Consider the following 22,246-nt stretch of genomic DNA (forward strand, 5'->3'; position numbering starts at 1 on the left):
CACAATCGGGAAAACGCCCAATGACAGACATGAGCGAAAGCGCCTTGAAGCAGGCTTCGAGCCTGCTGCTGGCCCCGGGTGGCCTCGACCAGACGTCGCTGGACGCTGGGCTGGGGCACGCCATGGGGGACGGTATCGACTACGCGGATCTCTTCTTCCAGCGCACCTGGCACGAGATGTGGGTGCTCGAAGATGGCGAGGTCAAGGACGCCAGCTACAGCATCGACGGCGGGGTCGGCGTGCGCGCGCTCTCCGGCGAGAAGACCGGGTTTGCCTACTCGAGCCAGATCAGTGCCGATGCGCTCGCCGAGACCGGCCGCACCGCCTCGGGTATCGCGCGCAGCGGCAGCCGTCAGGTGCCGCAGGCGGTGCAGGCGGTGGCCGCCAGCGCCCGCTACGCCGGGATCGACCCGCTCAGCGGGCTCTCGGCCGAAGACAAGATCGCCATGCTCAAAGAGGCGGACCGCGTAGCACGCGCCGCCGACCCTGCGGTCTCCCAGGTCAGCGCCTCGCTGACCGGGGTGCATGAAGTGGTCCTGGTGTGCGCCAGCGACGGTACCCTGGCGGCGGATATCCGCCCGCTGGTACGTCTCAACGTCAATGTGATCGTGGCCCGCGATGGGCGCCGCGAGCGAGGCAGTGCCGGCGGCGGCGGGCGCTATGCGATGAGCCGGCTGCGCGATGCCGGTGTCGCTACCAGCTACGCTCGCGAGGCGGTGCGCCAGGCGCTGGTGAATCTCGATGCGATGGCGGCGCCGGCGGGCCAGATGCCGGTGGTGCTGGGTAGCGGCTGGCCCGGCATTCTGCTCCACGAGGCGGTGGGCCACGGTCTCGAGGGCGACTTCAATCGCAAGGGCAGTTCGGCCTTCGCCGGCCGCCTGGGCGAGCAGGTCGCGTCGCGCGGTGTCACCGTGGTCGACGATGCGACCCTGGCCGACTGCCGCGGCTCGCTGACGATCGACGACGAGGGTACGCCCGGGCAGTACACCCCGCTGATCGAGGATGGCATCCTCACCGGCTACATGCAGGACAAGCTCAACGCGCGGCTGATGGGCATGCAGCCGACCGGCAACGCGCGGCGCGAATCCTACGCCCACGTGACCATGCCGCGGATGACCAACACCTGCATGCTGGCGGGCAACGATGACCCCGAGGAGATCGTCAGGAGCGTCAAGCGCGGGCTCTATGCGGTCAGCTTCGGCGGCGGCCAGGTCGATATCACCTCGGGCCGCTTCGTGTTCTCGGCGTCCGAGGCCTATCTGATCGAGGATGGGCGCATCACCGCGCCGGTCAAGGGCGCGACCCTGATCGGCAATGGCCCCGAGGCGATGTCGCGGGTCTCCATGATCGGCAACGACATGGCCCTGGACACGGGGATCGGGGTGTGCGGCAAGGAGGGGCAGGGCGTACCCGTGGGGGTGGGCCAGCCGACGCTGAAACTCGACGAGCTGACCGTCGGTGGCACCGCGTCGTGAGTCACGCGCCGCGGTCGCCGGGCGGCCGCGGCGAGCGGCTCACAGCCCCACGGTGTCGCGGATCAGCTGGAACAGCTTGCGCGCGCTGGCCGGCGGCTTGCCGCGCTGGCGCTCGGCGCGGGCGTTGCGGATCAGCTGGCGCAGGGTCTGGCGGTCGACGTGGGGGTGCGCTTCGATGAACGGCTCCAGCGCGCCGTCGTCATCGATCAGGCGGTCGCGCCACTGCTCCAGGCGGTGGAAGGCGGCATTGCGCTGGACCTGCTCCTGGTCGATCGCCTCGAAGGCGGCGCGGATCGCCTCGCGATCCTCCTTGCGCATCACCTTGCCGACGTACTGCATGTGGCGCCGGCGCCCTTCGTGGGAGCGGATGCGCCCGGTCTCTTCCACCGCGGCAATCATCTCGTCGGAGAGCGGCAGCCGCGCGCGCACTGCGGGGTCGAGGGCGATGATGCGTTCGCCCAGCGCCTGCAGTTCCTGCATCTCTTTCTTGAGCTGTGTCTTGCTCGGGGGCGCAGCGTCCTCGAAAGTCATGTCATTACCATTTGCAGCGGGTCGGTGGCGCAGTATACCAGCCGCCGCCCGCTCGCCCAGGCCCGTTGATGCGGTCAGGGCACCATAGATCAGGAGTTTGCCATGAGTCAGGCCTTCGATGCCGCCGAACAGCAGTCACGCCTTGAGGAGCGGGCGTCCCGGGCGCTGGCGCTCGCCGCCGAGCTGGGCGCCGACGCCTGCGAGGTGGGCGCCAGTGTCGATCAGGGGATCGGTGTGGGAGTGCGCCTGGGCGAGACCGAGAGCGTCGAGCTCTCGCGCGACCAGGGCATTGCGGTCACCGTCTATGTCGGCCAGCGTAAGGGTAACGCGTCGTCCTCGGATGCCAGCGATGCCTCGCTGCGGGCGGTGGTCGAGAAGGCGATCGCGATCGCCCGGCATACCGGCGAGGATCCCGCCGCGGGGCTCGCCGATGCCGCGCTGATGGCCACCGAGTTGCCCGATCTCGATCTGCATCACCCCTGGGCCCTGGATACCGATGCCGCGATCGAGCTGGCGCTGCGCTGCGAGCAGGCCGGCCGCGAGCGTGCGGGTATCACCAATTCGGAGGGCGCCAGCCTGTCGTCGACCGAAGCGGTGACGGTCTACGCCAACAGCCACGGTTTTCTGGGCAGCCGCCGCGGTACGCGCCACTCGCTATCGTGTCTGCTGATCGCCGGCAGCGGCGAGCGCATGCAGCGTGACCACGACTTCACCACGGCGCGCCGGGCGAGCGACCTGGCCAGCCCCGAGCAGGTCGGGATCAGCGCCGCCGAGCGTACCCTGCGCCGGCTCGATGCTCGGCGCCCGCGTACCGGCCGCTTCCCGGTGCTGTTCGCCCCGGAGATGGCGCGCGGGCTGGTGGGCAACCTGCTCAACAGCATCGCCGGTGGGGCGCTCTATCGTGAGTCCTCGTTCCTCTGCGATCAGCTCGGCGCGACGCTGTTCCCCGAGTGGTTCTCCCTCGGCGAGCACCCGCGCGAGCGCGGCGGCCTGGCGAGTGCCGCCTTCGATGGCGACGGCGTGGCCACCCGCGACAATGTCTTCATCGATCAGGGGCGTCTGGCCAGTTATATGCTGTCGGCCTACAGCGCTCGCCGCCTCGGCCTGCATACCACCGGCAACGCCGGCGGCGCGCGCAACGTGCGCATCCAGGCGCCGACCACCGAGCTTGCAGCGCTGATGCGTCAGATGGGCACCGGGGTGATGGTCACCGAGATGATGGGCCAGGGGCTCAACCCGGTCACCGGCGACTATTCGCGCGGGGCGGCCGGGTTCTGGGTGGAAAACGGCGAGATTTCGCATCCGGTGGAGGAGTTCACGGTCGCTGGTAACCTGCGCGAGATGTTCGCCGCCCTGCAGGGCGTGGGTGACGACATCGATCGCCGCGGCAGCGTGCACACCGGCAGCTGGCTGGTGGATGGGATGACGCTCGCCGGCCAATAAGAGCGGGGTAGCCAAAGGGGAGTAGGCCCGTGAGCGCGGGCCTGTTGAGCACGGAGATATTGAGCGCGGGGCTATTCGTCCTCGTGGCTATTCGTCCTTGTGGCTATTCGTCCTTGTGGCTATTCGTCCTCGTGGAAGCGGGCGTCGAACAGCGCGGTGATCGCTTCCATCGCCGGTTCCGCGTCGTCACCCTCGGTGACGATCACCAGCGGGGTGCCGCAGGGCGCGGCCAGCATCAGCAGCGACATGATATTGGCGGCATCGGCGATACGGTCGCCGTGGTGCACCGCGACCCGGGCGGTGAACGGCTGACAGCACTGCACCAGCTTGGTCGCGGCGCGGGCATGCAGGCCGCGGCGGTTGGTCAGTCGCAGTTCACGTTCACGCTTGGGCATCACCACCCCGCTCGGCCGGGACGTCATCGGAGAGGGCGGTATGCACCCCGAGCTCGCGATGGCGCAGGCGGATGTCGACGTCATCGTGACGGAAGTGGTGCGCCAGACGCTCGATCAGATAGACCGAGCGGTGATGGCCCCCGGTACAGCCCACCGCGACGGTGAGATAGCTGCGGTGGCTGGCCAGATAGGCCGGCAGCCAGCGGATCAGCCAGGCATGAATATCGCCGGCCATGGCGTGGACATCGGGGTACTGCTCGAGAAAGGTGACGATCTCGTCGTCACGGCCGTCGAACGCGCGCAGGTTCGGGTCCCAGAAGGGGTTGGGCAGGCAGCGCACGTCGAACACCATGTCGGCATCCAGCGGTACGCCGCGCTTGAAGCCGAACGACTCGAAGGTCAACGTGAGGCGCCCGCCGCTGTGGCGCGCCACCTGTTCGCTGATGCGCGCGCGCAGGTCGTGGACCGAGAGGCCGCGGGTGTCGATCACCAGATCGGCGACCCGTCGGATCGGCGCCAGATAGACCTGTTCGTTGTCGATCGCCTCGGCCAGCGTCATGTCATTGCCGCGGGTCAGCGGGTGGCGGCGGCGGGTGGCCGAGTAGCGCTCGAGCAGCACCTTGGCATCGGCGGTGAGATAGACCACCTGGGTATCGATGCCACGCTCGCGCACACCTTCGAGCAGCACCGGAAAGCGCTCCAGCGCCTCCGGCAGGTTGCGTGCGTCGATGCTCACCGCCACGTTGGGCCGCGAGGGCGGCGCGGACCTGAGCTCGTCGATCAGCGGCGCCAGCAGGTTGGCCGGCAGGTTGTCGATGGCGTAGTAACCGAGATCCTCGAGCGCCTGCAGCGCAATGGATTTCCCCGACCCCGAGCGGCCGCTGATGATGACGAGTCGCATGCAGTCCCTATCCGTCTTCGCTGTCCTGGTGATGGCGGATGGCGTCGACCAGCGTGTCGTGGAGCGCGCGCTGCGAGCCGGCCTGACGCAGCTTCTGGCGCACGCTGCCTTGATTCATGATGCCGGCGACCTCGGCCAGCAGCGAAAGATGGGCATCGTCTGCCTCCTCCGGGACCAGCAGCACGAACACCAGATCCACCGGCTCGCCGTCGATGGCATCGAAGTCGATGGCATCCTCGAGGCGCATGAAGCCGGCCAACGGCGTCTTGCAGTGCGGGCTGCGCGCGTGCGGAATGGCGACCCCGTTGCCGATGCCGGTACTGCCCAGGCGCTCGCGCCCTATCAGGCGGCTGAACACCTCCTGACTGTCCAGGCTGGGCGTATTCTGGGCGATGAAGGTGCTGAAGAATTCCAGCAGACGCTTTTTGCTGCCCCCCGTCACACCGTAGAGGGTGCGTTCGGGGGGCAGAATGGTTTCCAGAGTGATCATCGGGGAATTAACGGGCGCCTGCGCCTTGCGCGCGGGCCTGTGCCTTCTCTTTGTGTTTGACCAGCTGGCGATCCAGCTTGTCGGTCAGGGCGTCGATCGCGGCATACATGTCGATATCGCTGGCTTCGGCATGTATGTCGCCGCCCGCTGCGTGTAGCGTGCAAGCCGCTTGCTGACGCTCTTTCTCGATGCTCAACGTCACCTGAACGTTGGTGATGTTGTCGTAGTGGCGCTCCAGACGTGCGAGTTTCTCGTCGACGTAGTCCCGCAGGGCGTCGGTCAGTTCGACGTGATGGCCGGTGACGTTCACTTGCATGGCGCGCTCCTGTTGCGGCTTATGTGGCACCTCTGATTGTAACCCTTTTCTCCGCGCTGCAAAGGGATCGCGGGCGATTGATCGCCGCGGGCTGGCGTGAATTCTAAAAGTCCATTCAAGACAGTCGCTTGCGCTCGCTGGAGGCGGGGATGCCCATGGCCTCGCGATACTTGGCCACGGTGCGCCGGGCGACACTGATGTCGGCCTGCGCCAATAGCTCCACCAGCTTGCTGTCGGAGAGCGGCTTGCGCGGCGACTCCTCGCCGATCAGCTTTTTGAGGCGTGCCCGAATCGCGGTGCTGGAGACGCTGTCGCTCTCACCGCGCTGGCCCACCTGGCTGGAGAAGAAGTACTTGAGCTCGAACACCCCGCGCGGGGTGTGGATGAACTTTTGCGTGGTCACCCGCGAAATGGTGGATTCGTGCATGTCGACGCTGGTAGCGATGTCGGCCAGGATCAGCGGTTTCATCGCCTCTTCGCCGCGCTCGAGGAAGTCGACCTGGCGCGCCATGATCTCGCGACCCACTCGCAGCAGGGTGTCGTTGCGGCTGGAGAGGCTCTTCATCAGCCAGCGTGCCTCCTGCAGGTGCTGGCGCAGGAAGGTGTTGTCGTCGCTCTTGTCGGCGCGCCGGATCAGCGCGGCGTAGTCGGGCTGGATGCGCAGCCGCGGCAGTGCCTCGGCATTGAGTTCGATGCGCCAGCCGTCCTGAGTCAGGCGGGCCACCAGGTCGGGAATCACATAGTCCTGCTGGCCGTGGTCGAAGGCCTGGCCGGGGCGCGGGTCGAGGGTGCGAATGGTGGCGACGACGCGCTCGAGTTCGGCGTCGTCGAGGCGCAGGCGGCGCTTGAGCTGGCGTCGGTCGTCGCCGGCCAGCGCCTCCAGGAACTGGCGCACCAGCCGCTTGGCCTGGGGCAGCAGCGGGGTATCAGCGGGCAGGGCGCCGAGCTGCAGTAGCAGGCATTCGCGCAGGTCGCGGGCGCCCACGCCGGTGGGGTCGAACTGCTGCAGCCGCAGCAGCATGCGTTCGACATCGGCGCTGGTGACCGCCCCCGGGTACTGCTCGCGCAGGCCCGCGGTGAGCTCGTCGAGCGTGCCGTCGAGGTAGCCGTCGGCATTGATGGCATCGATCAGGCACTCGCCGATGAGGCGCTCCTGGGCGTCGAATTCGCCCATGGCGAGCTGCCAGTTGAGATGGTCGTGGAGCGTGGTGTCGGCGGCGTTGCGCTCCAGGTCCGGCCATTCGTCGGCGCCGGCCGGGGCGGCGCTGGGGGCGATGTCCTGGTAGGTATCGCTCCACTCGCTGTCGAGGGCGAGCTCCTCGGGGATGTCGCTGGCCCACTCTGCCTCGGGCGTCTCGCTGACCGCCTGCTCGGCGTACTCTTCGTCCAGCTCGAGCATGGGGTTGGTCTCGAGCGCCTGCTGGATCTCCTGGCGCAGATCGAGCGTCGACAGCTGCAGCAGCTGAATCGCCTGCTGCAGCTGTGGCGTCATCGTCAGTTGGGCGCCGACGCGCAGTTGCAGTGAAGGTTTCATGGACATGGCATGGACACGCAAGGGGGCGGCGGTGGCCGCCGGTCGATAGGATGCCCTTACGTTACTGACTGCCTGCGGGGGATGCAACGCTTTGAGCGCTAACTTTATGCAAGAATTATGCCACGGTGCGTTCGGCTTGGGCGTTCGGCGGCTTCGAGAGGGACCAGTCCGCCGCGCTGGCGCAGCGGGCTGGGAAGTGGGGGAGCGACCTTAGGTTCTGTACGAAAAGTCAGCGAGCGAAGGCGAGACAAGGCGAAAAACGGCGAAAACGCGGAGTTTACGGGATGTAAATGAGCATTTTGAGCCGATTTTTAACGCCGTATTGCCGAGCGCAGGTAGTTTTCTTACAAAGCCTAGAGGCGGAACTCGTGCCCCAGATAGACATCCCGCACCCGCTGATTGTCGAGAATCGCTTCCGGGCGCCCCTCGGCGATGATCTGACCGTCGCCGACGATGTAGGCGTTGTCGCAGATATCCAACGTCTCGCGCACGTTGTGATCGGTGATCAGCACGCCGATCTCGCGATCGCGCAGCTGGCGAATGATGTTCTTGATATCGCCCACCGAGATCGGATCGACCCCGGCGAAGGGTTCGTCGAGCAGCACGAAGGCGGGCTCGGTGGCCAGTGCCCGGGCGATCTCCACCCGGCGCCGCTCGCCGCCGGAGAGCGACATGCCCGGATTGTCGCGGATATGGTCGACGTGGAAATCGCCCAGCAGCTGCTCCAGGCGGTCGCGGCGCCCGGCGCGGTCGAGATCCTTGCGCGTCTCCAGGATGGCCATGATGTTGTCGGCGACACTGAGCTTGCGGAAGATCGAGGCCTCCTGCGGCAGATAGCCGATGCCGGCGCGGGCGCGTTCGTGCATCGGCGCGCGGCTCAGATCGCGATCGTCGATGTGCACGCTGCCGGCGTCGGACTTGACCAGGCCCACGATCATGTAGAAGGAGGTGGTCTTGCCGGCACCGTTGGGGCCGAGCAGGCCGACGATGCTGCCCTGGCGCAGGGTCAGGCTGAAGTCATGGACGACTCGACGCCCCTTGTAGCTCTTGGCCAGGTTGGCGGCCGTTAGCGTTTTCATCGCTTTCTTCCTTGCCTCGCGAAAGGGCGCGTCACTGGGTCTGCTGACGTGGCGTGAGCGTCATGCGCACGCGGCCGTCACCGCTGCCGTCGCCACTGGTGCTGGAGCGGGCGTTGACCCGGCGCGAGTTGAGATAGTACTCGACGTAGGCGCCGTCGAAGGTGTCGCGTGCCTGATGCAGCTCGGCGTTGCCGATCAGCTCCACCCGGCGCTCGGCGGCGTGATAGACGATCTTGTCGCCCCAGCCCTTGACCAAGGCTTCATCGGGTGCAGGCTTCTGCTCCAGATAGGCGCGCTCGCCACCGCCGCCGGTGGCGGTCACCAGGCTCACTTCGCCATTCTTGCCGCGCTTGATCTCGACCCGAGCGGCCTTGAGCTGCATGCTGCCCTGCTGCATGTCGACCTTGCCGGTGTAGACCGCGGTGCCTTGGCGATCGTCGAGTTCGAGCTGGTCGGCGGCGATCTCGATCGGCGCCGCGGCATCGCTCTCCAGCGCCAGGGTGGGCAGGCTGGAGAGTCCCAGTGCGGTCAAGACCAGCAGTTGGCCGAGTTCTCGCCTCATGATCCTTGATCCTTAGGTTGCTGTGGCAGGCGGCCCTGCACGTTGTCGGTCAGGCGCATGCGATTTTCATTGATCCAGGCGTCGAAACGATCGCCGCGCATGGTCTGGTTATGCTGACGCAAGACGGAGGAGGTGTCACTCCAGGCGTGCGCGCTACGGTTGTCGTAGTGAAGCGTCTGGGTCTCCAGGCTCCAGGCGTTGGCCGGTTGCACCAAGCGTGCGTTGCCTTCGAGGGTGAGCAGGTTGCCGTTCTCGGCCAGCTGGCCGCGGTCGCCGGTGATCTGCCACTCGCGCTGATCATCGTCGATCAGGTAACCGTGGGGCTTTTCGGCTCGGATCACGTCGTCGGCCGGGGTGTGCACCATGCGCGGTGTGTCGAGCCGCTGATAGGCGCGGCCCTGCTCGTCGAAGCGCGTCATCTGCGCGTCTTCCAGGAAGTAGTCGGGTTCACCGGCGGGGTCGCTGGGCGCCGGTGCCGGGGCGCGCTCGTTGCGCTGGTCGAGATAGGCGAGCCCGCCGCCGAGGGCCAGCAGCAGGGCCAGCAGGCCGAGGCGGCGCCACCAGGGGGAGCGAGTTCGTGGTGTGGCTGTCACGCGATCTCCTTTGTCGTCATCGAGTTCGACACTGGCATCGGGTTCGACCCGGCATCGGCATGGGCGCGAGCAGCGGCCATTTCAGATCACGCCGCTGCGCAGCAGGTCGTGCATGTGCAGGGCGCCGATCGGGCGGCCCGCCTCCACCACCGCGAGGGCGGTGATCATGTTGTCTTCCATGATGCGCACCGCCTCGGCGGCGAGCATGTCCGGCGTCGTCGTCTTGCCGCCGCGGGTCATCACGTCATCGACCTTGAGCAGGTCGAAATCGCCGCGCTGGTCCAGCGTGCGGCGCAGGTCGCCGTCGGTGTAGACACCGACCAGATGCTGATGTTCATCCACCACGCAGGTGAAGCCCATGCCCTTGCGGGTCATCTCCAGCAGCGCTACACGCAAGGGGCTGCCGGCGGGCACGCAGGGCAGCCGCTCGCCACCATGCATCAGATCGCTGACGCGCAGCAGCAGCCGCTTGCCCAGGGTGCCGCCGGGGTGCGATAGCGCGAAATCCTCGGGGCTGAAGCCGCGTGCCTCGAGCAGCGCCAGGGCCAGGGCGTCGCCCATCGCCAGGGCGGCGGTGGTCGACGAGGTGGGCGCGAGGTCGTGCGGGCACGCCTCGCGCGACACGCCGGTGTCGATGTGCACGTCGCTGTAGCGGGCCAGGGTCGAGTGGGGGCGGCCGGTGAGACTGATCAGCGGGGCGCCCAGGCGCTTGAACAGGGCAATCAGGCCGGTGATCTCCTGGGTCTCGCCGGAGTTGGAGAGCGCGATCACCACGTCACCCGCGGTGACCATGCCCAGGTCGCCGTGGCTGGCTTCGCCGGGGTGCAGATAGAAGGCCGGCGAGCCGGTGCTGGCGAAGGTGGCCGCCATCTTGCGTGCGATGTGTCCGGACTTGCCCATACCGGTGACGATGATCCGGCCGCTGCACTCGAGCAGCGTGCGGCAGGCGTGATCGAAGCTGACATCGAGCTTGTCGATTAGCTCGTTCAAGGCCTGCTGCTCGAGGGTGAGCGTGCGCCGGGCGCTGGCGCGAAAATCGAAGGTGGCGTCTGGGGTCATGGTCCTGATCTGTGTCGTCCTGCTTTATCGTTCTGCGATGTCACGCTGCGTGGCCGTAGCCGATGAGGGGGCGTCATCGGTAAAGAGCCGTAACCGGTGAGGCGTCGGCTGGTGTACCCCTATCGGCTGTCTTGTCCCTTTGGACTGTCTTGCCCCTTATCGGGTGGCACTCGCTTATCGGGTGGCGCTCGGGCGCGGACACGCTAGGGTTGGAGCAGTATAACGTCGATCGTGCGCTCTTGTTATCGCGCAGGGCGGATAGGCCTCGCTGGCGGCGAGTCAGGATCGTGCCCGACGACGTGCATGGCTGGCCGCTTTCCGCCAGGTTAGGATACAATGTTCGATAATCTTTCGAACCAGAGTGGTGGAGGGTGCATGAATGACCCGATGATGGTCGAGGTCAAGGATCTGCATTTCGCCCGCGGTAGCACCGAGGTGTTTCGCGGTGTCGATCTGCAGATTCCGCTCGGCAAGATAACCGCCATCATGGGGCCGAGCGGCACCGGCAAGACGACCTTGCTCAAGCTGATCGGCGGGCAGTTGACGCCGGATCGCGGCCAGGTGCTGATCGGTGGTCAGGACGTTCACAAGCTGCCGCGGCGTGCGCTGTTCAAGCTGCGTCGACGCATGGGCATGCTGTTCCAGAGTGGCGCGCTTTTCTCCGATCTGGATGTGTTCGAGAACGTGGCCTTTCCGCTGCGCGTGCATACCGAGCTGCCCAACGCCATGATCCGTGACATCGTGCTGATGAAGCTGCAGGCGGTGGGGCTGCGGGGCGCGCGCCACCTGATGCCGTCGGAGCTTTCCGGTGGCATGGCGCGACGGGTGGCGCTGGCGCGGGCGGTGGCGCTGGATCCGGAGCTGGTGCTCTACGACGAGCCCTTCGTGGGCCAGGACCCGATCTCGATGGGGGTGCTGGTGCAGCTGATCAAGAAGGTCAATCAGGCGCTGGGGCTGACTGCCATCGTGGTCTCCCACGATATCAAGGAGACACTCTCCATCGCCGACTATGTCTATATCATCGCCGACGGCAAGGTGATGTCCCACGGTACGCCGCGGACGCTGGACGTCGATGAGGACGCCCACACGCGCCAGTTCGTCCACGGCGAGCCCGACGGGCCGGTGCCGTTTCACTATCCGGCGCCGGATTTCTATGACGATATCCTGGCGCCCGCGGGGCAGTTTTCATGATCGATCGTATCGCCGCACTGGGCCGGGGCACGCTCGACGTGCTCATGGCGATCGGGCGCGCCGGGCTCTTTCTGGTGCAGTCCGTGTTCTGCCTGCCTTCGCGCGAGGGGTTCTACCTGTGGGTGCGCCAGATGCACTTCGTCGGTGTCATGTCGGTGGCCATCGTGCTGGTCTCGGGCCTGTTCATCGGCATGGTGCTGGCGCTGCAGGGTTACACCATCCTGGTCGGGTTCGGTGCCGACGAGGCGCTGGGTCAGATGGTGGCGCTGTCACTGGTGCGTGAGCTGGCACCGGTGGTCGCGGCGCTGCTGTTCGCCGGTCGCGCCGGCTCGGCGCTGACCGCCGAGATCGGCCTGATGAAGGCCACCGAGCAGCTCACCAGCATGGAGATGATCGGTGTCGATCCGCTGCGCCGGATCGTCGCGCCGCGGCTGTGGGCCGGCTTCGTGTCGCTGCCGATTCTCACCGTAATCTTCGCGGTGGTCGGTATCTGGGGCGGTCATCTGGTCGGGGTCGACTGGCTCGGCGTCTATGACGGCTCCTACTGGAGCAACATGCAGGACAGCGTCGACTTCGTCGGCGACGTGCTCAACGGCATGGTCAAGAGCCTGGTATTCGGCCTGGTGGTGACCTGGATCGCGGTGTTCCAGGGCTACGACCTGGTGCCCACCTCGGAAGGCATTTCCCGCGCGACCACCCGTACGGTGGTCTACGCTTCGCTCGCGGTACTGGGCCTCGACTTCGTGCTCACCGCGTTGATGTTTGGAGATTTCGGATGAAGCGCAATAGCGTCCTCGAACTGGGTGTCGGTCTGTTCATGCTGGCCGGCATCCTGGGGCTGGTGTTCCTCGGGCTGCGGGTGAGTGGCCTGGGCGTCGGCGTACCCCAGAATACCTTCACGCTGACGGCCAACTTCGCCAACATCGGCGGACTGCGCCCGCAAGCGAAAGTGACCATGTCGGGCGTGCGTATCGGCAAGGTGACCGATATCGAGCTCGATCCCAAGTGGTTCGATGCCAAGGTCACCATGCAGATCGATTCGCAGTTCGATGGCAAGCTCTCCGACGACACCACGGCGGCGATCCTCACCGCCGGGCTGCTCGGTGAGCAGTATGTCGGCCTGACCGTGGGTGGGTCGCCCAAGATGTTGCACGATGGAGACGTCATTCACGACACCCAGCAGGCGCTGGTGCTGGAGCAGTTGATCCAGCAGTTCGTGTCGAATATGGCCAAGTGATCGCAGACAAGGAGTCGATGATGAACGCAATTCGCTTTTACCGCCGCTACGCCGGCGTCGTGGCCGCTCTGATGCTGGCGCTGTGCGCCGTGATCCCGACCGCGCAGGCGCAGACTCAGACGCCCACCGAGGTGATCCGTCAGAGCGTCGATTCGCTGATGTCGGAGCTCGAGGGCAAGAAGGATTACTACGCTCAGCACGAGGACGAGCTGGCTAAACTGGTCGATAGCAACATGGCGGATGTCGCCGACTTCCGTTACATCGGTGCCAGCGTGATGGGGCGCTACTTCCGGGCGGCGACGCCGGAGCAGCGTTCGCGCTTCGTCAAGGTGTTCCGCAAGACGCTGATCGATACCTACGCCAAGGGTCTGGTCACGTTCGACTACAAGACCCTGCGGGTGAAGGACGCCGAGGACGCCGGCCGTTACGACGATCAGGCATCGGTGCCGGTCGAGGTGGTGTCGACCAGCGGCAAGACCTATCCGGTCAACTTTACCCTGCGCCAGAGCGACGGCCAGTGGAAGGTGATCAACGTGATCGTCAACGGCATCAATCTCGGCCTGACGTTCCGCAACCAGTTCGATCAGTCGATGCGTGACAATGATCGCGACTTCGACAAGGTGATCGATAACTGGGCGCCGAAGGTCGACACCGATCAGCTCGAGAAGGGTGGCGATTCGTGAGTCTGCTGCTCGAGCGTGAGGACGCCACGCTGGAGGTGGTCGAGGGCAACGTGCTGACCATCCGCGGCGAGGCGGACTTCGACAGTGCCGGCCCGCTGGCCCAGGCGGGCCGGCACTGGCTGGCGGATCAGCCGGCCGATACGCAGGTCTCGTTCGATCTGACCGCGGTGGAGGTCGCCAGCAGCGCCGTGCTCAGCGTGCTGCTGGTATGGGTGCGCAGCGTGCAGAAGCACTCGCTGCACCTGGAGCGGGTGGCGCTCTCGCGCCCGCTGCGCCGGCTGATGGATATCACCGAGCTGGGGCCGCTGCTGCCAGCCCGCGAAACCACCTGCCGCGAAGACGAGGCGCCCGCCGCGTCCTGAGCAAGCCTCAGGCGATGCCTCGAGTATAGACCCTCGAGTGATAGACAGAGACGCGGGCGCCTCGGCGCCCGCGTCTCTATTTATATCTATCTACTCCTTTCGATAGCCCCGCTTTGGTGACTGATCTGGCTTGCATCGTTTTTGCCTGCCTGGGACGTCGCCAGGGCGGGGCGTTTTCCGCTACCATAGGCCGCTTTCCCTGCGCATCCGGCGCAGCAGTCATACGGGAGCCGAGTCTATGCAACCCAGCGACGTCAAACGTCTGCTCGAAGATCGAATCGACGGCTGTGAATTCCATATCCAGGGCGAAGGCTGCAACTTCCAGGTCGTCGCCGTGGGCGAGGTCTTTGCCGATCTCAACAAGGTCAAGAGCCAGCAGCTGATCTACGCCGCCCTCTCCGACGAGATCGCCTCGGGCGCACTGCACGCCATCACCATCAAGACCTTCACCCCGGCGCAGTGGGCCGAGGCGCCGGAAAACGCGGGGTTCTGATCGCCTCCGCCGCCACGGCGGCGGACGCGGTTTCGTCACGGTCGGTCACCTGGCCACTTCTTTTCGATCTATAGCGAACCTCCATGGACAAGCTGATCATTACCGGTAACGGCCCGCTCGACGGCGAGGTCTGGGCCAGCGGGGCCAAGAATTCGGCGCTGCCGATCCTGGCGGCGACGCTGCTCGCCGACGAGCCCGTCACCATCGGCAATCTGCCGCACCTGCAGGACATCACCACCACCCTCGAACTGCTCGGCCGCATGGGCATCGAGCCGGTGATGGGCGAGAAGATGAGCATCCAGATCGATGGCTCCCAGGTGCGCGACAGCCACGCACCCTACGAGTTGGTCAAGAAGATGCGCGCCTCGATCCTGGTGCTGGGCCCGCTGCTGGCGCACTTCGGTACCGCCGACGTGTCGCTGCCGGGTGGCTGCGCGATCGGCTCGCGTCCGGTCGATCTGCACATTCGCGGGCTCGAGGCGATGGGTGCCGACATTCGCGTCGAGGGCGGCTACATCCGCGCCCGCGTCGATGGCCGGCTCAAGGGTGCCACCATCTTCTTCGATACGGTGACCGTGACCGGGACCGAGAACCTGCTGATGGCAGCGACGCTGGCCGACGGTATCACCACGCTGGAGAACGCCGCGCGGGAACCGGAAGTGGTCGACCTGGCGGAGTGTCTGATCGCGATGGGCGCCAAGATTCGCGGTCACGGCAGTGACACCATCGTGATCGAGGGCGTCGAGCGCCTGCACGGCTGCCACTACGATGTCATGCCCGACCGGATCGAGACGGGTACCTTCCTGGTGGCGGCAGCGGCCACCGGCGGGCGCGTGCGCGTGCGCAATACCCGCGCCGATATCATGGAGGCCGTGCTCAGCAAGCTCGAAGAGGCGGGCGGCAAGGTCACCTCCGGCGAGGGCTGGATCGAGCTCGACATGCAGGGGCGGCGGCCGCGGGCGGTGAACATCCGTACCGCGCCCTATCCGGCGTTCCCGACCGACATGCAGGCGCAGTTCGTGGCGCTCAATGCGGTCGCCGAGGGCACCGGCACCGTGGTCGAGACGATCTTCGAAAACCGCTTCATGCACGTGCAGGAGCTCAACCGCATGGGCGCGCACATTGCCCTGGAGGGCAATACCGCCGTGGTCACCGGGGTCGAACGCCTCTCCGGGGCACCGGTGATGGCGACCGATCTGCGCGCGTCGGCAAGCCTGGTAGTGGCGGCGATGGTGGCCCAGGGCGAGACCCTGGTCGATCGGATCTACCATATCGATCGCGGCTATGAGTGCATCGAGGAAAAACTGCAGCTGCTGGGTGCGCGGATTCGCCGCGTGCCAGGCTAGCCGGGTGGAGAGATACCATGAGCGATCAACTGATTCTCGCGCTCTCCAAGGGGCGTATTCTCGAAGAGACGCTGCCGCTGCTGGCGGATGCCGGGGTGGTGCCGGCGGACGACTTCGGCAAGAGCCGCAAGCTGCTGTTCGACACCAACCTGCCCGACGTCAAGCTGGTAGTGATCCGCGCAGTGGACGTGCCCACCTATGTGCAGCTGGGCGCGGCCGACCTCGGCGTGGCAGGCAAGGACGTGCTGCTCGAGCATGGCGCCGAGGGGCTCTACGAGCCGCTCGATCTGGAGATCTCGCGCTGCCGGCTGATGACCGCCGGGATCGTCGGGGCCGAGCCGGCGCGCGCACGACGCCGGGTGGCGACGAAGTTCGTCGAGGTGGCGCGGCGCTACTACGCCGAGCAGGGCATCCAGGCCGAGGTGATCAAGCTCTATGGCGCGATGGAGCTGGCCCCGCTGATGAATCTGGCCGACGAGATCGTGGATATCGTCGATACCGGTAACACCCTGCGGGCGAACGGCATGGAGCCGCGCGAGCTGATCGAGGAGATCAGCACCCGGCTGGTGGTCAACAAGGCCTCGATGACCATGAAGCACGCGCGCCTTAAGCCGCTGATCGAACGCCTGCGTGGTGCCGTGAGCGCCCGCCGCGAGAGCACCTGATCCTGAGTGATGTGCCGTGCGCCCGTGCCGGACGCCGGCAATGACCGAGAGAGTGAATCGATGAGCCAAACTCCGACCATCGCCCGCCTGAACACGCGGGATGCCGATTTCGATGCGCGCCTCGACGCGCTGCTGGCCTGGGAGGGTGTGTCCGATCAGGCGGTGGCGGCACGGGTCGACGAGATCCTCAAGGCGGTGCGTCAGCAGGGCGACGCGGCGCTGATCGAATACACCCAGCGCTTCGACCGGCTGACCCTCGCCAGTGTTGCCGATCTCGAAATCGCTGGCGAGCGCCTGGCCGCGGCTTACGCCGGGCTGCCGGCCGAGCAGCGCGACGCGCTCAGCCACGCCGCCGAGCGTATCCGCAGCTACCACGAGCAGCAGAAGCCCGGCTCCTGGCAATACGAGGAGGCCGACGGCACGCTGCTGGGACAGAAGGTCACGCCGCTCGACCGGGTGGGTATCTATGTGCCCGGGGGCAAGGCGGCCTATCCCTCCTCGGTGCTGATGAACGCGATTCCGGCGCAAGTCGCCGGGGTGGCGGAGATCGTCATGGTGGTGCCGACACCCGATGGGGTGGTCAATGAGCTGGTGCTGGCGGCGGCGCACCTGGCCGGCGTGCACCGGGTCTTCTGCGTCGGTGGCGCCCAGGCGGTCGCGGCGCTCGCCTATGGCACCGAGAGCGTGCCGCGGGTGGACAAGATCGTCGGCCCCGGCAACATCTATGTGGCCACGGCCAAGCGCGCGGTGTTCGGTCAGGTGGGGATCGACATGATCGCTGGGCCGTCGGAGATTCTGATCGTCTCCGACGGTGGTACCGATCCCGAATGGCTGGCGTTGGATCTGTTCTCCCAGGCCGAGCACGACGAGGACGCCCAGGCCATTCTGGTGACCTGGGACGCTGACCATCTGGAAGCGGTGCACGCCGCCATCGAGCGGCTGCTGCCGACCCTGGAGCGTGCCGAGATCATTCGCCAGTCGCTGTCGCGGCGCGGCGCCCTGGTGCTGTGCGACGGGCCCGAGCAGGCGGTGGCGCTGGTCGACCGCATTGCCCCCGAGCACCTGGAGCTGTCGGTGGCCGCGCCGCGTGAGATGGCCGAGCAGGTGCGCCACGCCGGTGCCATCTTCATGGGCCGCTACACCGCCGAGGCGCTGGGTGACTACTGCGCCGGCCCCAACCACGTGCTGCCGACCTCGGGCACGGCGCGTTTCTCCTCGCCGCTGGGGGTCTACGATTTCCAGAAACGCTCATCGCTGATCGAGTGCTCGGCCGCGGGTGCCGACCGCCTCGGGCGTACCGCCTCGGTGCTGGCTCGGGGAGAGTCGCTCACCGCCCACGCGCGCTCGGCGGAGAGTCGTTGGCAGCGCTGAGCCGTTTTATTGCGCTGTAGGCATTTGCGTCAAGCCAATGATCGCCGCCCTGTGGGCGGCGATCTGATTTGTGGGGGGTAGGGTGTCGGTATAGGAGGGTGGTATCAGCCGGGCTCGGGCGTCGAGGCGCTGTCATCGGGCGTATCTGAGCGCTTCGAGGGTGAGCCTGGCGTGCCGCTGTCCGGGGTAGCTGCGCCGTCGGTAGCACGCTTGGCGTCTTCGGCGCTGGGTTCGGGGCGCTCGCCCACGGTGAGCGTGACTTCGCGCTTCTCGCCGTTGCGCAGAATGGTGATCGGCAGTTGGGTGCCGGGAGAGATCTCGGCGATATCGACCATGGTCTCGCGCGGGTCGAGAATCGGCTTGCCGCGAACCGCCAGCAGGATATCTCCCGGTTCGAGCCTGGCCTTGGCCCCCGGGCCGCCGGCTACCACGTTGGCGATGATCACCCCGCTCAGGGTCTTGAGCCCGAAGGAGGCGGCCAGGTCGGGGGTCATCTGCTGGGCATCGATGCCCAGCCAGCCGCGGATCACCCGGCCCTGGGTGACGATGTCGTCGAGGATGCTGCGGGCCAGGTTGGTGGGGATGGCGAAACCGATGCCCTGCGAGCCGCCGGAGCGCGAGAAGATGGCGGTATTGATGCCGACCAGTGAGCCGTTGGCATCGACCAGGGCGCCGCCGGAGTTGCCGGGGTTGATCGCGGCGTCGGTCTGGATGAAGTCCTCGTAGGCGTTGAGTCCGATATGGTCGCGCCCGGTGGCGCTGATGATCCCCATGGTCACCGTCTGGCCGACCCCGAACGGGTTGCCGATCGCCAGCGCCACGTCGCCAATGGCGACGTTTTCGGAGTTGCTGAGCTTGATCACCGGCAGGTCTTCAAGATCGATCCTGAGCACCGCGAGATCGCTCTCCGGGTCGGTGCCGATCACCTTGGCGATCGCCTCGCGCCCGTCGCGCAGTGCAACCTGGATCTCGTCGGCGTCGTTGATCACATGATTGTTGGTGAGGATGTAGCCATCCTTGCTGACGATGACGCCGGAACCGAGACTCGACAGCATGCGCTGGCGCTGCGGCAGGTTCTTGCCGTAGAACTGGCGGAAGAAGGGGTCGGACATCAGCGGATGCTGGCTGGTGTCGATGATCTTCGAGGAGTAGACGTTGACCACCGCCGGGGCGGCCTGGTTGACCGCCTCGGCGTAGCTCACCGTGCCTCTCTCGCGCACCAGTGGCGGCGCTTCCTCGACGCTGGGCGCGGCGTGTTTGCCGCCCTGCGGCAGGCTCGCGGTGGTGGTGCGGTGGGCGTTGGAGGCCTGGCCGGTAGCGCTACGCTCGGCGCCACCGCCGAGCAGCGACGGGAAGGCGTATAGCAGTACGATGGCGAGCAGGATGCCGCAGACGGTGGGCCAGAATAACGCGGCAAAGTGACGGCGCATGCGCGGGGTCCTTGGGCTGACAGTGGCCACGAGCGGCCGCCGCCGTGTCTGTTCAGGGTGTCTGTCCGGGATGTGGTCAGTCGCGAGCCGCGCGCCGTGGCCCGGTGTCGGAAACCCCGCTGGCCCTTGTGCCGGCCGCTGGGATGCCGCGGGCACGCGCGGGGGCTCGACGGCGTCGCTCTCGGGTGCGAGTGTAACATTCATCGATGACTTTACGCGGGAGAGAGCATGATTTCACGATTGACCCTGCAGGCGGCGATCGACGCCGAACTGCGTCCTGACGCGTTCAGGGACTACACCGTCAACGGCCTGCAGGTCGAGGGGCGCGAGGGTATCACTCGGGTGATGACCGGGGTGACGGCGTGCCAGGCGCTGCTCGACGCGGCGGTGGCCTGGGAGGCCGATGCGGTACTCGTGCACCACGGCTATTTCTGGAAGAACGAGCCGGTGGCGGTGACCGGCATGAAGCGCCGCCGTTTCGCCACCCTGCTGGGCCACGACATCAATCTGCTGGCCTATCATCTGCCACTGGATGCTCATCCTGAACTCGGCAACAACGCCTGTCTCGGCCGGCGGCTGGGCCTGGTGGCCGAGCGCTGCCTGGATGGCGACATGGGGCAGGGGCTACTGTGGTTCGGCGCGCCCGATCCTGAATTTGGCGGTGCCGATCTGAACGGTAATGGGCCGAACGGTACCGAGCTGGACAGCCACGCCCTCGCCGCCCGGGTCGAGAAGGCGCTGGGGCGACGACCGCTGCTGATCGAGGGGCATACGGGGCCGCTCGAGCGCATCGCCTGGTGCACCGGCGGCGCTCAGGACATGTTGCCGCTGGCCGCCGAGGCCGGGGCGCAGGCGTTCATTTCCGGGGAGATCTCCGAGCGCACCACCCATCTGGCGCGGGAGCTGGGAGTCACTTACCTGGCGGCAGGGCATCACGCCACCGAGCGTGACGGCATCGAGGCGCTGGGCGAGTGGCTGGCGGCGAGGTTCGATATCGAGCACCGTTTCGTGGACATCGACAATCCCGCCTGAGGGCGACCGTCGCGATGTCTGACAGAGTGGGCAGGGGTAGTGGCGGAGATGCGTTTGAGGCGGAAGACCGCCGGGCGAGGCACCGGCGGCAGAAGTCTCCGCGCAACAGAAGTTTCCGCGCAATTAGTAGCGCGGCGGCTGGCTGACGTTCTCTTCCTCTTCGTCACGCTTCTTGCGCACGCCGTAATCCTCGGAGAGGGTGCCGCGGTTGCCGTCGGCGTAGTCCCGCGGGACCTGAGGCACGTCGATATTGGCGTCCTCTTCCTCGTTCTGGCCATGCAACCGGCGCTTGAGCTGCAGGTCGTCGACCAGGCGATCGGCGCCGTGTACCAAGTAGCTTTCGAGCTCCTGGCTCTGGCGCTGAATGCTCGAGGCGAGATCGGCGACCTTGGCGAAGTGGTCGTTGAGCGAGTCGCGCACTTGGTTGAGCTCGAGCTCGGTTTCGGCCAGACGCTGACGCACCTTCTGATTGCGCGCCACGTTGGCGTTGAGCAGATGGTAGCAAAGGGCGCCGATACCGATGCCCGCGAGGAAGCAGGCGATGGCCAGGATCCAATCGATATTGCTTTCGTTCACTATGCGCTCCTTTGGCGTCGTGCCCGATCTCGGCGTGACCGGCACGACCATGCTTGAGATCGTTGCGGGCCCATTATATCGACCGGTTCGGTGATAGGGTCAAACCTCGCGTGCGGGGATGACGCTGTCAAGACTTTCGTCGAGCGCTATAATCCCCGCCCACCCGTTCCTGCATGAGGCCACCGATTCGCCATGACTGCACCTCGCTCCGCGACGTCCGCTGCCAATGCCCAGACGCCGATCGCGCGTTACCGCGCTGATCTCGAGCGCGACGACTTCAGCTATGACGCGGCGCAGGAGAATGCCGTCAAGCACCTGCAGCGCCTGTACGACGATCTGCTGCGGGCGCCGGCGCCCAAGCCGTCCGTCACCGGTGGTGGCGATTCGGCGCTGTCCAAGGTCGCGGGACTGTTCGGCAAGCGCAAGGCGGCCGCCCCCGAGGCCCCGGCCAAGCCGGCCGTGATGGGGCTCTACTTCTGGGGCGGCGTGGGGCGCGGCAAGACCTATCTGGTCGATGTGTTCTTCGAGGCGCTGCCGTTCGAGCGCAAGATGCGCACCCACTTCAACCGCTTCATGCAGCGTGTCCACCGTGAGCTAGAGTCTCACAAGGGTGAGAAGAACCCGCTGACCCAGATCGCCGCGCAGTTCGCGCGCGAGGCGCGGGTGATCTGCTTCGACGAGTTCTACGTCAAGGACATCACCGACGCCATGATACTGGGCAACCTGATGGAGGCGCTGTTCGCCCAGGGCGTGGTGCTGGTGGCCACCTCCAATATCGTGCCCGACGACCTCTACAAGGATGGCCTGCAGCGTTCGCGCTTCCTGCCTGCGATCGATCTGCTCAAGCGCAATTGCGAGGTGGTCAACGTCGACTCTGGGGTCGACTACCGCCTGCGCGCGCTGGAGCAGGTGGAGATCTTCCACTCGCCGCTGGACGCCGAGGCGGAGCGCTCGCTGGCCAGGAGCTTTCGCTCGGTCGCCGGCAGCGAAGGGCGCGAGAATGCCAAGCTCACCATCAACCATCGCGAGCTGAACGCGCGCCGGCTGTGCGAAGGGGTGGTGTGGTTCGACTTCAAGATGATCTGCGACGGGCCGCGCAGCCAGAACGACTACATCGAGCTGTCGCGGGAGTATCACACGGTGCTGGTCTCCAACGTGCCGCGTATGGGCGCGGGCAGCGACGATCAGGCGCGGCGCTTCATCAGCATGGTCGACGAGTTCTACGATCGCGCGGTGAAGCTGCTGCTCTCGGCCGAGACCGAGGTCGAATCGCTCTATACCGGCGGCAATCTCAGCTTCGAGTTCGAACGCACGCTGTCGCGCCTGCAGGAGATGCAGTCGCGGGAGTATCTGGCGCTGGCGCACAAACCCTGAAGGCAGGGCATGATGGCACGCGAGACAGGCTCGTCTAGCTCTTTCGCCGCCCGGAGGGCTCGTGTACAATGCGCGCTCTTCGATCCGTTGCCGCTTCCCTGGAAGCGG

25 protein-coding genes are annotated in these 22,246 nt (G+C 66.4%); 13 read left to right on the top strand and 12 right to left on the bottom strand.

Annotated elements, in window-relative coordinates; translation table 11 throughout:
- The first annotated feature begins 20 nt into the window (after positions 1–20).
- A complete protein-coding gene (gene tldD / locus QO259_RS06055; RefSeq protein WP_285952184.1) occupies positions 21–1,475 on the top strand; it encodes a metalloprotease TldD in 1,455 nt (484 codons plus the stop codon).
- Positions 1,476–1,514: 39 nt separating this feature from the next.
- Here the strand turns inward: tldD and yjgA are convergent, their stop codons facing one another.
- The gene (gene yjgA / locus QO259_RS06060) at positions 1,515–2,006 is read right to left on the bottom strand and encodes a ribosome biogenesis factor YjgA (protein WP_285952185.1); all 492 of its coding nucleotides are present in this window, start codon (positions 2,004–2,006) and stop codon (positions 1,515–1,517) included.
- Between the two features lie 102 nt (positions 2,007–2,108).
- Between yjgA and pmbA the strand changes: the two genes are divergently transcribed.
- Positions 2,109–3,449, top strand: a complete 1,341-nt coding sequence (gene pmbA, locus QO259_RS06065; protein WP_285952186.1) for a metalloprotease PmbA — start codon at positions 2,109–2,111, stop codon at positions 3,447–3,449.
- A 119-nt stretch (positions 3,450–3,568) separates the two neighbouring features.
- Here the strand turns inward: pmbA and QO259_RS06070 are convergent, their stop codons facing one another.
- From QO259_RS06070 to QO259_RS06110, 9 genes are all read right to left on the bottom strand, one after another.
- Entirely contained in the window at positions 3,569–3,844 is a 276-nt protein-coding gene (locus tag QO259_RS06070) for an HPr family phosphocarrier protein (protein WP_207037328.1), read from the bottom strand.
- Entirely contained in the window at positions 3,831–4,745 is a 915-nt protein-coding gene (gene rapZ, locus QO259_RS06075) for an RNase adapter RapZ (protein ID WP_285952187.1), read from the bottom strand. The genes QO259_RS06070 and rapZ overlap by 14 nt, the downstream gene beginning before the upstream one ends.
- A 7-nt stretch (positions 4,746–4,752) precedes the next feature.
- Entirely contained in the window at positions 4,753–5,232 is a 480-nt protein-coding gene (locus QO259_RS06080; protein WP_035473898.1) for a PTS sugar transporter subunit IIA, read from the bottom strand.
- A 10-nt stretch (positions 5,233–5,242) separates the two neighbouring features.
- Positions 5,243–5,551, bottom strand: a complete 309-nt coding sequence (hpf, locus tag QO259_RS06085; RefSeq protein WP_035473830.1) for a ribosome hibernation-promoting factor, HPF/YfiA family — start codon at positions 5,549–5,551, stop codon at positions 5,243–5,245.
- Positions 5,552–5,666: 115 nt separating this feature from the next.
- Positions 5,667–7,091: an RNA polymerase factor sigma-54 gene (locus tag QO259_RS06090; protein WP_285952188.1), complete on the bottom strand. Its 1,425-nt coding sequence runs from the start codon at positions 7,089–7,091 to the stop codon at positions 5,667–5,669.
- A gap of 347 nt (positions 7,092–7,438) precedes the next feature.
- The gene (gene lptB / locus QO259_RS06095) at positions 7,439–8,164 is read right to left on the bottom strand and encodes an LPS export ABC transporter ATP-binding protein (RefSeq protein WP_285952189.1); all 726 of its coding nucleotides are present in this window, start codon (positions 8,162–8,164) and stop codon (positions 7,439–7,441) included.
- A 31-nt stretch (positions 8,165–8,195) separates the two neighbouring features.
- Positions 8,196–8,726 (bottom strand): lipopolysaccharide transport periplasmic protein LptA, encoded by a 531-nt coding sequence (lptA, locus tag QO259_RS06100; protein WP_207037331.1) that lies wholly within the window; start codon positions 8,724–8,726, stop codon positions 8,196–8,198.
- On the bottom strand, positions 8,723–9,319 hold the full coding sequence (gene lptC / locus QO259_RS06105) for an LPS export ABC transporter periplasmic protein LptC (protein WP_207037332.1): 597 nt from the start codon (positions 9,317–9,319) through the stop codon (positions 8,723–8,725). The genes lptA and lptC overlap by 4 nt, the downstream gene beginning before the upstream one ends.
- A gap of 81 nt (positions 9,320–9,400) precedes the next feature.
- On the bottom strand, positions 9,401–10,378 hold the full coding sequence (locus QO259_RS06110) for a KpsF/GutQ family sugar-phosphate isomerase (protein ID WP_285952190.1): 978 nt from the start codon (positions 10,376–10,378) through the stop codon (positions 9,401–9,403).
- Between the two features lie 375 nt (positions 10,379–10,753).
- Between QO259_RS06110 and QO259_RS06115 the strand changes: the two genes are divergently transcribed.
- From QO259_RS06115 to hisD, 9 genes are all read left to right on the top strand, one after another.
- On the top strand, positions 10,754–11,569 hold the full coding sequence (locus QO259_RS06115; protein ID WP_207037334.1) for an ABC transporter ATP-binding protein: 816 nt from the start codon (positions 10,754–10,756) through the stop codon (positions 11,567–11,569).
- A complete protein-coding gene (mlaE, locus tag QO259_RS06120) occupies positions 11,566–12,348 on the top strand; it encodes a lipid asymmetry maintenance ABC transporter permease subunit MlaE (protein ID WP_106420493.1) in 783 nt (260 codons plus the stop codon). Before QO259_RS06115 ends, mlaE begins: the two co-directional genes overlap by 4 nt.
- The gene (mlaD, locus tag QO259_RS06125; protein WP_035473816.1) at positions 12,345–12,806 is read left to right on the top strand and encodes an outer membrane lipid asymmetry maintenance protein MlaD; all 462 of its coding nucleotides are present in this window, start codon (positions 12,345–12,347) and stop codon (positions 12,804–12,806) included. Before mlaE ends, mlaD begins: the two co-directional genes overlap by 4 nt.
- Positions 12,807–12,826: 20 nt before the next feature.
- On the top strand, positions 12,827–13,489 hold the full coding sequence (locus QO259_RS06130; protein ID WP_285952191.1) for an MlaC/ttg2D family ABC transporter substrate-binding protein: 663 nt from the start codon (positions 12,827–12,829) through the stop codon (positions 13,487–13,489).
- Positions 13,486–13,851 carry an STAS domain-containing protein gene (locus tag QO259_RS06135; protein WP_285952192.1) on the top strand — a complete coding sequence of 122 codons (366 nt, stop codon included), beginning with the start codon at positions 13,486–13,488 and terminating at the stop codon, positions 13,849–13,851. The genes QO259_RS06130 and QO259_RS06135 overlap by 4 nt, the downstream gene beginning before the upstream one ends.
- 238 nt (positions 13,852–14,089) lie before the next feature.
- Positions 14,090–14,344 carry a BolA/IbaG family iron-sulfur metabolism protein gene (locus QO259_RS06140; RefSeq protein WP_106420490.1) on the top strand — a complete coding sequence of 85 codons (255 nt, stop codon included), beginning with the start codon at positions 14,090–14,092 and terminating at the stop codon, positions 14,342–14,344.
- 83 nt (positions 14,345–14,427) lie between these two features.
- Positions 14,428–15,690, top strand: coding sequence for a UDP-N-acetylglucosamine 1-carboxyvinyltransferase (murA, locus tag QO259_RS06145; protein WP_035473808.1), 1,263 nt, complete (start codon positions 14,428–14,430; stop codon positions 15,688–15,690).
- A 17-nt stretch (positions 15,691–15,707) separates the two neighbouring features.
- Positions 15,708–16,355 carry an ATP phosphoribosyltransferase gene (gene hisG, locus QO259_RS06150; protein WP_207037338.1) on the top strand — a complete coding sequence of 216 codons (648 nt, stop codon included), beginning with the start codon at positions 15,708–15,710 and terminating at the stop codon, positions 16,353–16,355.
- A 60-nt stretch (positions 16,356–16,415) separates the two neighbouring features.
- Positions 16,416–17,726: a histidinol dehydrogenase gene (hisD, locus tag QO259_RS06155; protein ID WP_285952193.1), complete on the top strand. Its 1,311-nt coding sequence runs from the start codon at positions 16,416–16,418 to the stop codon at positions 17,724–17,726.
- A 104-nt stretch (positions 17,727–17,830) separates the two neighbouring features.
- On the opposite strand, the gene QO259_RS06160 is transcribed toward hisD, so the two are convergent.
- Positions 17,831–19,156, bottom strand: a complete 1,326-nt coding sequence (locus tag QO259_RS06160; protein ID WP_285952194.1) for a Do family serine endopeptidase — start codon at positions 19,154–19,156, stop codon at positions 17,831–17,833.
- A gap of 228 nt (positions 19,157–19,384) precedes the next feature.
- Here QO259_RS06160 and QO259_RS06165 point away from each other — a divergent pair, with 228 nt between their 5' ends.
- The gene (locus tag QO259_RS06165; protein ID WP_285952195.1) at positions 19,385–20,188 is read left to right on the top strand and encodes a Nif3-like dinuclear metal center hexameric protein; all 804 of its coding nucleotides are present in this window, start codon (positions 19,385–19,387) and stop codon (positions 20,186–20,188) included.
- Positions 20,189–20,311: 123 nt separating this feature from the next.
- Here QO259_RS06165 and QO259_RS06170 read toward each other — a convergent pair whose 3' ends face one another.
- Positions 20,312–20,764: a Z-ring associated ZapG family protein gene (locus tag QO259_RS06170; RefSeq protein WP_285952196.1), complete on the bottom strand. Its 453-nt coding sequence runs from the start codon at positions 20,762–20,764 to the stop codon at positions 20,312–20,314.
- A gap of 192 nt (positions 20,765–20,956) precedes the next feature.
- On the opposite strand from QO259_RS06170, the gene zapE reads away from it, so the two are divergent.
- Entirely contained in the window at positions 20,957–22,138 is a 1,182-nt protein-coding gene (gene zapE, locus QO259_RS06175) for a cell division protein ZapE (RefSeq protein WP_285952197.1), read from the top strand.
- Positions 22,139–22,246 lie beyond the last annotated feature (108 nt).

This window comes from Salinicola sp. JS01 (assembly GCF_030284585.1).
In the GTDB taxonomy this organism is placed as follows: Bacteria; Pseudomonadota; Gammaproteobacteria; order Pseudomonadales; family Halomonadaceae; genus Salinicola.

What these genes read in the sequence shown, in the direction of transcription:
- hpf (WP_035473830.1), bottom strand. Translation starts at nt 5,551, where the DNA reads ATGCAAGTGAACGTCACCGGCCATCACGTCGAACTGACCGACGCCCTG.
- pmbA (WP_285952186.1), top strand. Translation starts at nt 2,109, where the DNA reads ATGAGTCAGGCCTTCGATGCCGCCGAACAGCAGTCACGCCTTGAGGAG.
- QO259_RS06165 (WP_285952195.1), top strand. Translation starts at nt 19,385, where the DNA reads ATGATTTCACGATTGACCCTGCAGGCGGCGATCGACGCCGAACTGCGT.
- QO259_RS06110 (WP_285952190.1), bottom strand. Translation starts at nt 10,378, where the DNA reads ATGACCCCAGACGCCACCTTCGATTTTCGCGCCAGCGCCCGGCGCACG.
- yjgA (WP_285952185.1), bottom strand. Translation starts at nt 2,006, where the DNA reads ATGACTTTCGAGGACGCTGCGCCCCCGAGCAAGACACAGCTCAAGAAA.
- zapE (WP_285952197.1), top strand. Translation starts at nt 20,957, where the DNA reads ATGACTGCACCTCGCTCCGCGACGTCCGCTGCCAATGCCCAGACGCCG.
- hisD (WP_285952193.1), top strand. Translation starts at nt 16,416, where the DNA reads ATGAGCCAAACTCCGACCATCGCCCGCCTGAACACGCGGGATGCCGAT.
- QO259_RS06140 (WP_106420490.1), top strand. Translation starts at nt 14,090, where the DNA reads ATGCAACCCAGCGACGTCAAACGTCTGCTCGAAGATCGAATCGACGGC.
- QO259_RS06160 (WP_285952194.1), bottom strand. Translation starts at nt 19,156, where the DNA reads ATGCGCCGTCACTTTGCCGCGTTATTCTGGCCCACCGTCTGCGGCATC.
- rapZ (WP_285952187.1), bottom strand. Translation starts at nt 4,745, where the DNA reads ATGCGACTCGTCATCATCAGCGGCCGCTCGGGGTCGGGGAAATCCATT.
- QO259_RS06070 (WP_207037328.1), bottom strand. Translation starts at nt 3,844, where the DNA reads ATGCCCAAGCGTGAACGTGAACTGCGACTGACCAACCGCCGCGGCCTG.
- mlaE (WP_106420493.1), top strand. Translation starts at nt 11,566, where the DNA reads ATGATCGATCGTATCGCCGCACTGGGCCGGGGCACGCTCGACGTGCTC.
- QO259_RS06090 (WP_285952188.1), bottom strand. Translation starts at nt 7,091, where the DNA reads ATGTCCATGAAACCTTCACTGCAACTGCGCGTCGGCGCCCAACTGACG.
- lptA (WP_207037331.1), bottom strand. Translation starts at nt 8,726, where the DNA reads ATGAGGCGAGAACTCGGCCAACTGCTGGTCTTGACCGCACTGGGACTC.
- lptB (WP_285952189.1), bottom strand. Translation starts at nt 8,164, where the DNA reads ATGAAAACGCTAACGGCCGCCAACCTGGCCAAGAGCTACAAGGGGCGT.
- tldD (WP_285952184.1), top strand. Translation starts at nt 21, where the DNA reads ATGACAGACATGAGCGAAAGCGCCTTGAAGCAGGCTTCGAGCCTGCTG.
- QO259_RS06115 (WP_207037334.1), top strand. Translation starts at nt 10,754, where the DNA reads ATGAATGACCCGATGATGGTCGAGGTCAAGGATCTGCATTTCGCCCGC.
- QO259_RS06130 (WP_285952191.1), top strand. Translation starts at nt 12,827, where the DNA reads ATGAACGCAATTCGCTTTTACCGCCGCTACGCCGGCGTCGTGGCCGCT.
- murA (WP_035473808.1), top strand. Translation starts at nt 14,428, where the DNA reads ATGGACAAGCTGATCATTACCGGTAACGGCCCGCTCGACGGCGAGGTC.
- mlaD (WP_035473816.1), top strand. Translation starts at nt 12,345, where the DNA reads ATGAAGCGCAATAGCGTCCTCGAACTGGGTGTCGGTCTGTTCATGCTG.
- hisG (WP_207037338.1), top strand. Translation starts at nt 15,708, where the DNA reads ATGAGCGATCAACTGATTCTCGCGCTCTCCAAGGGGCGTATTCTCGAA.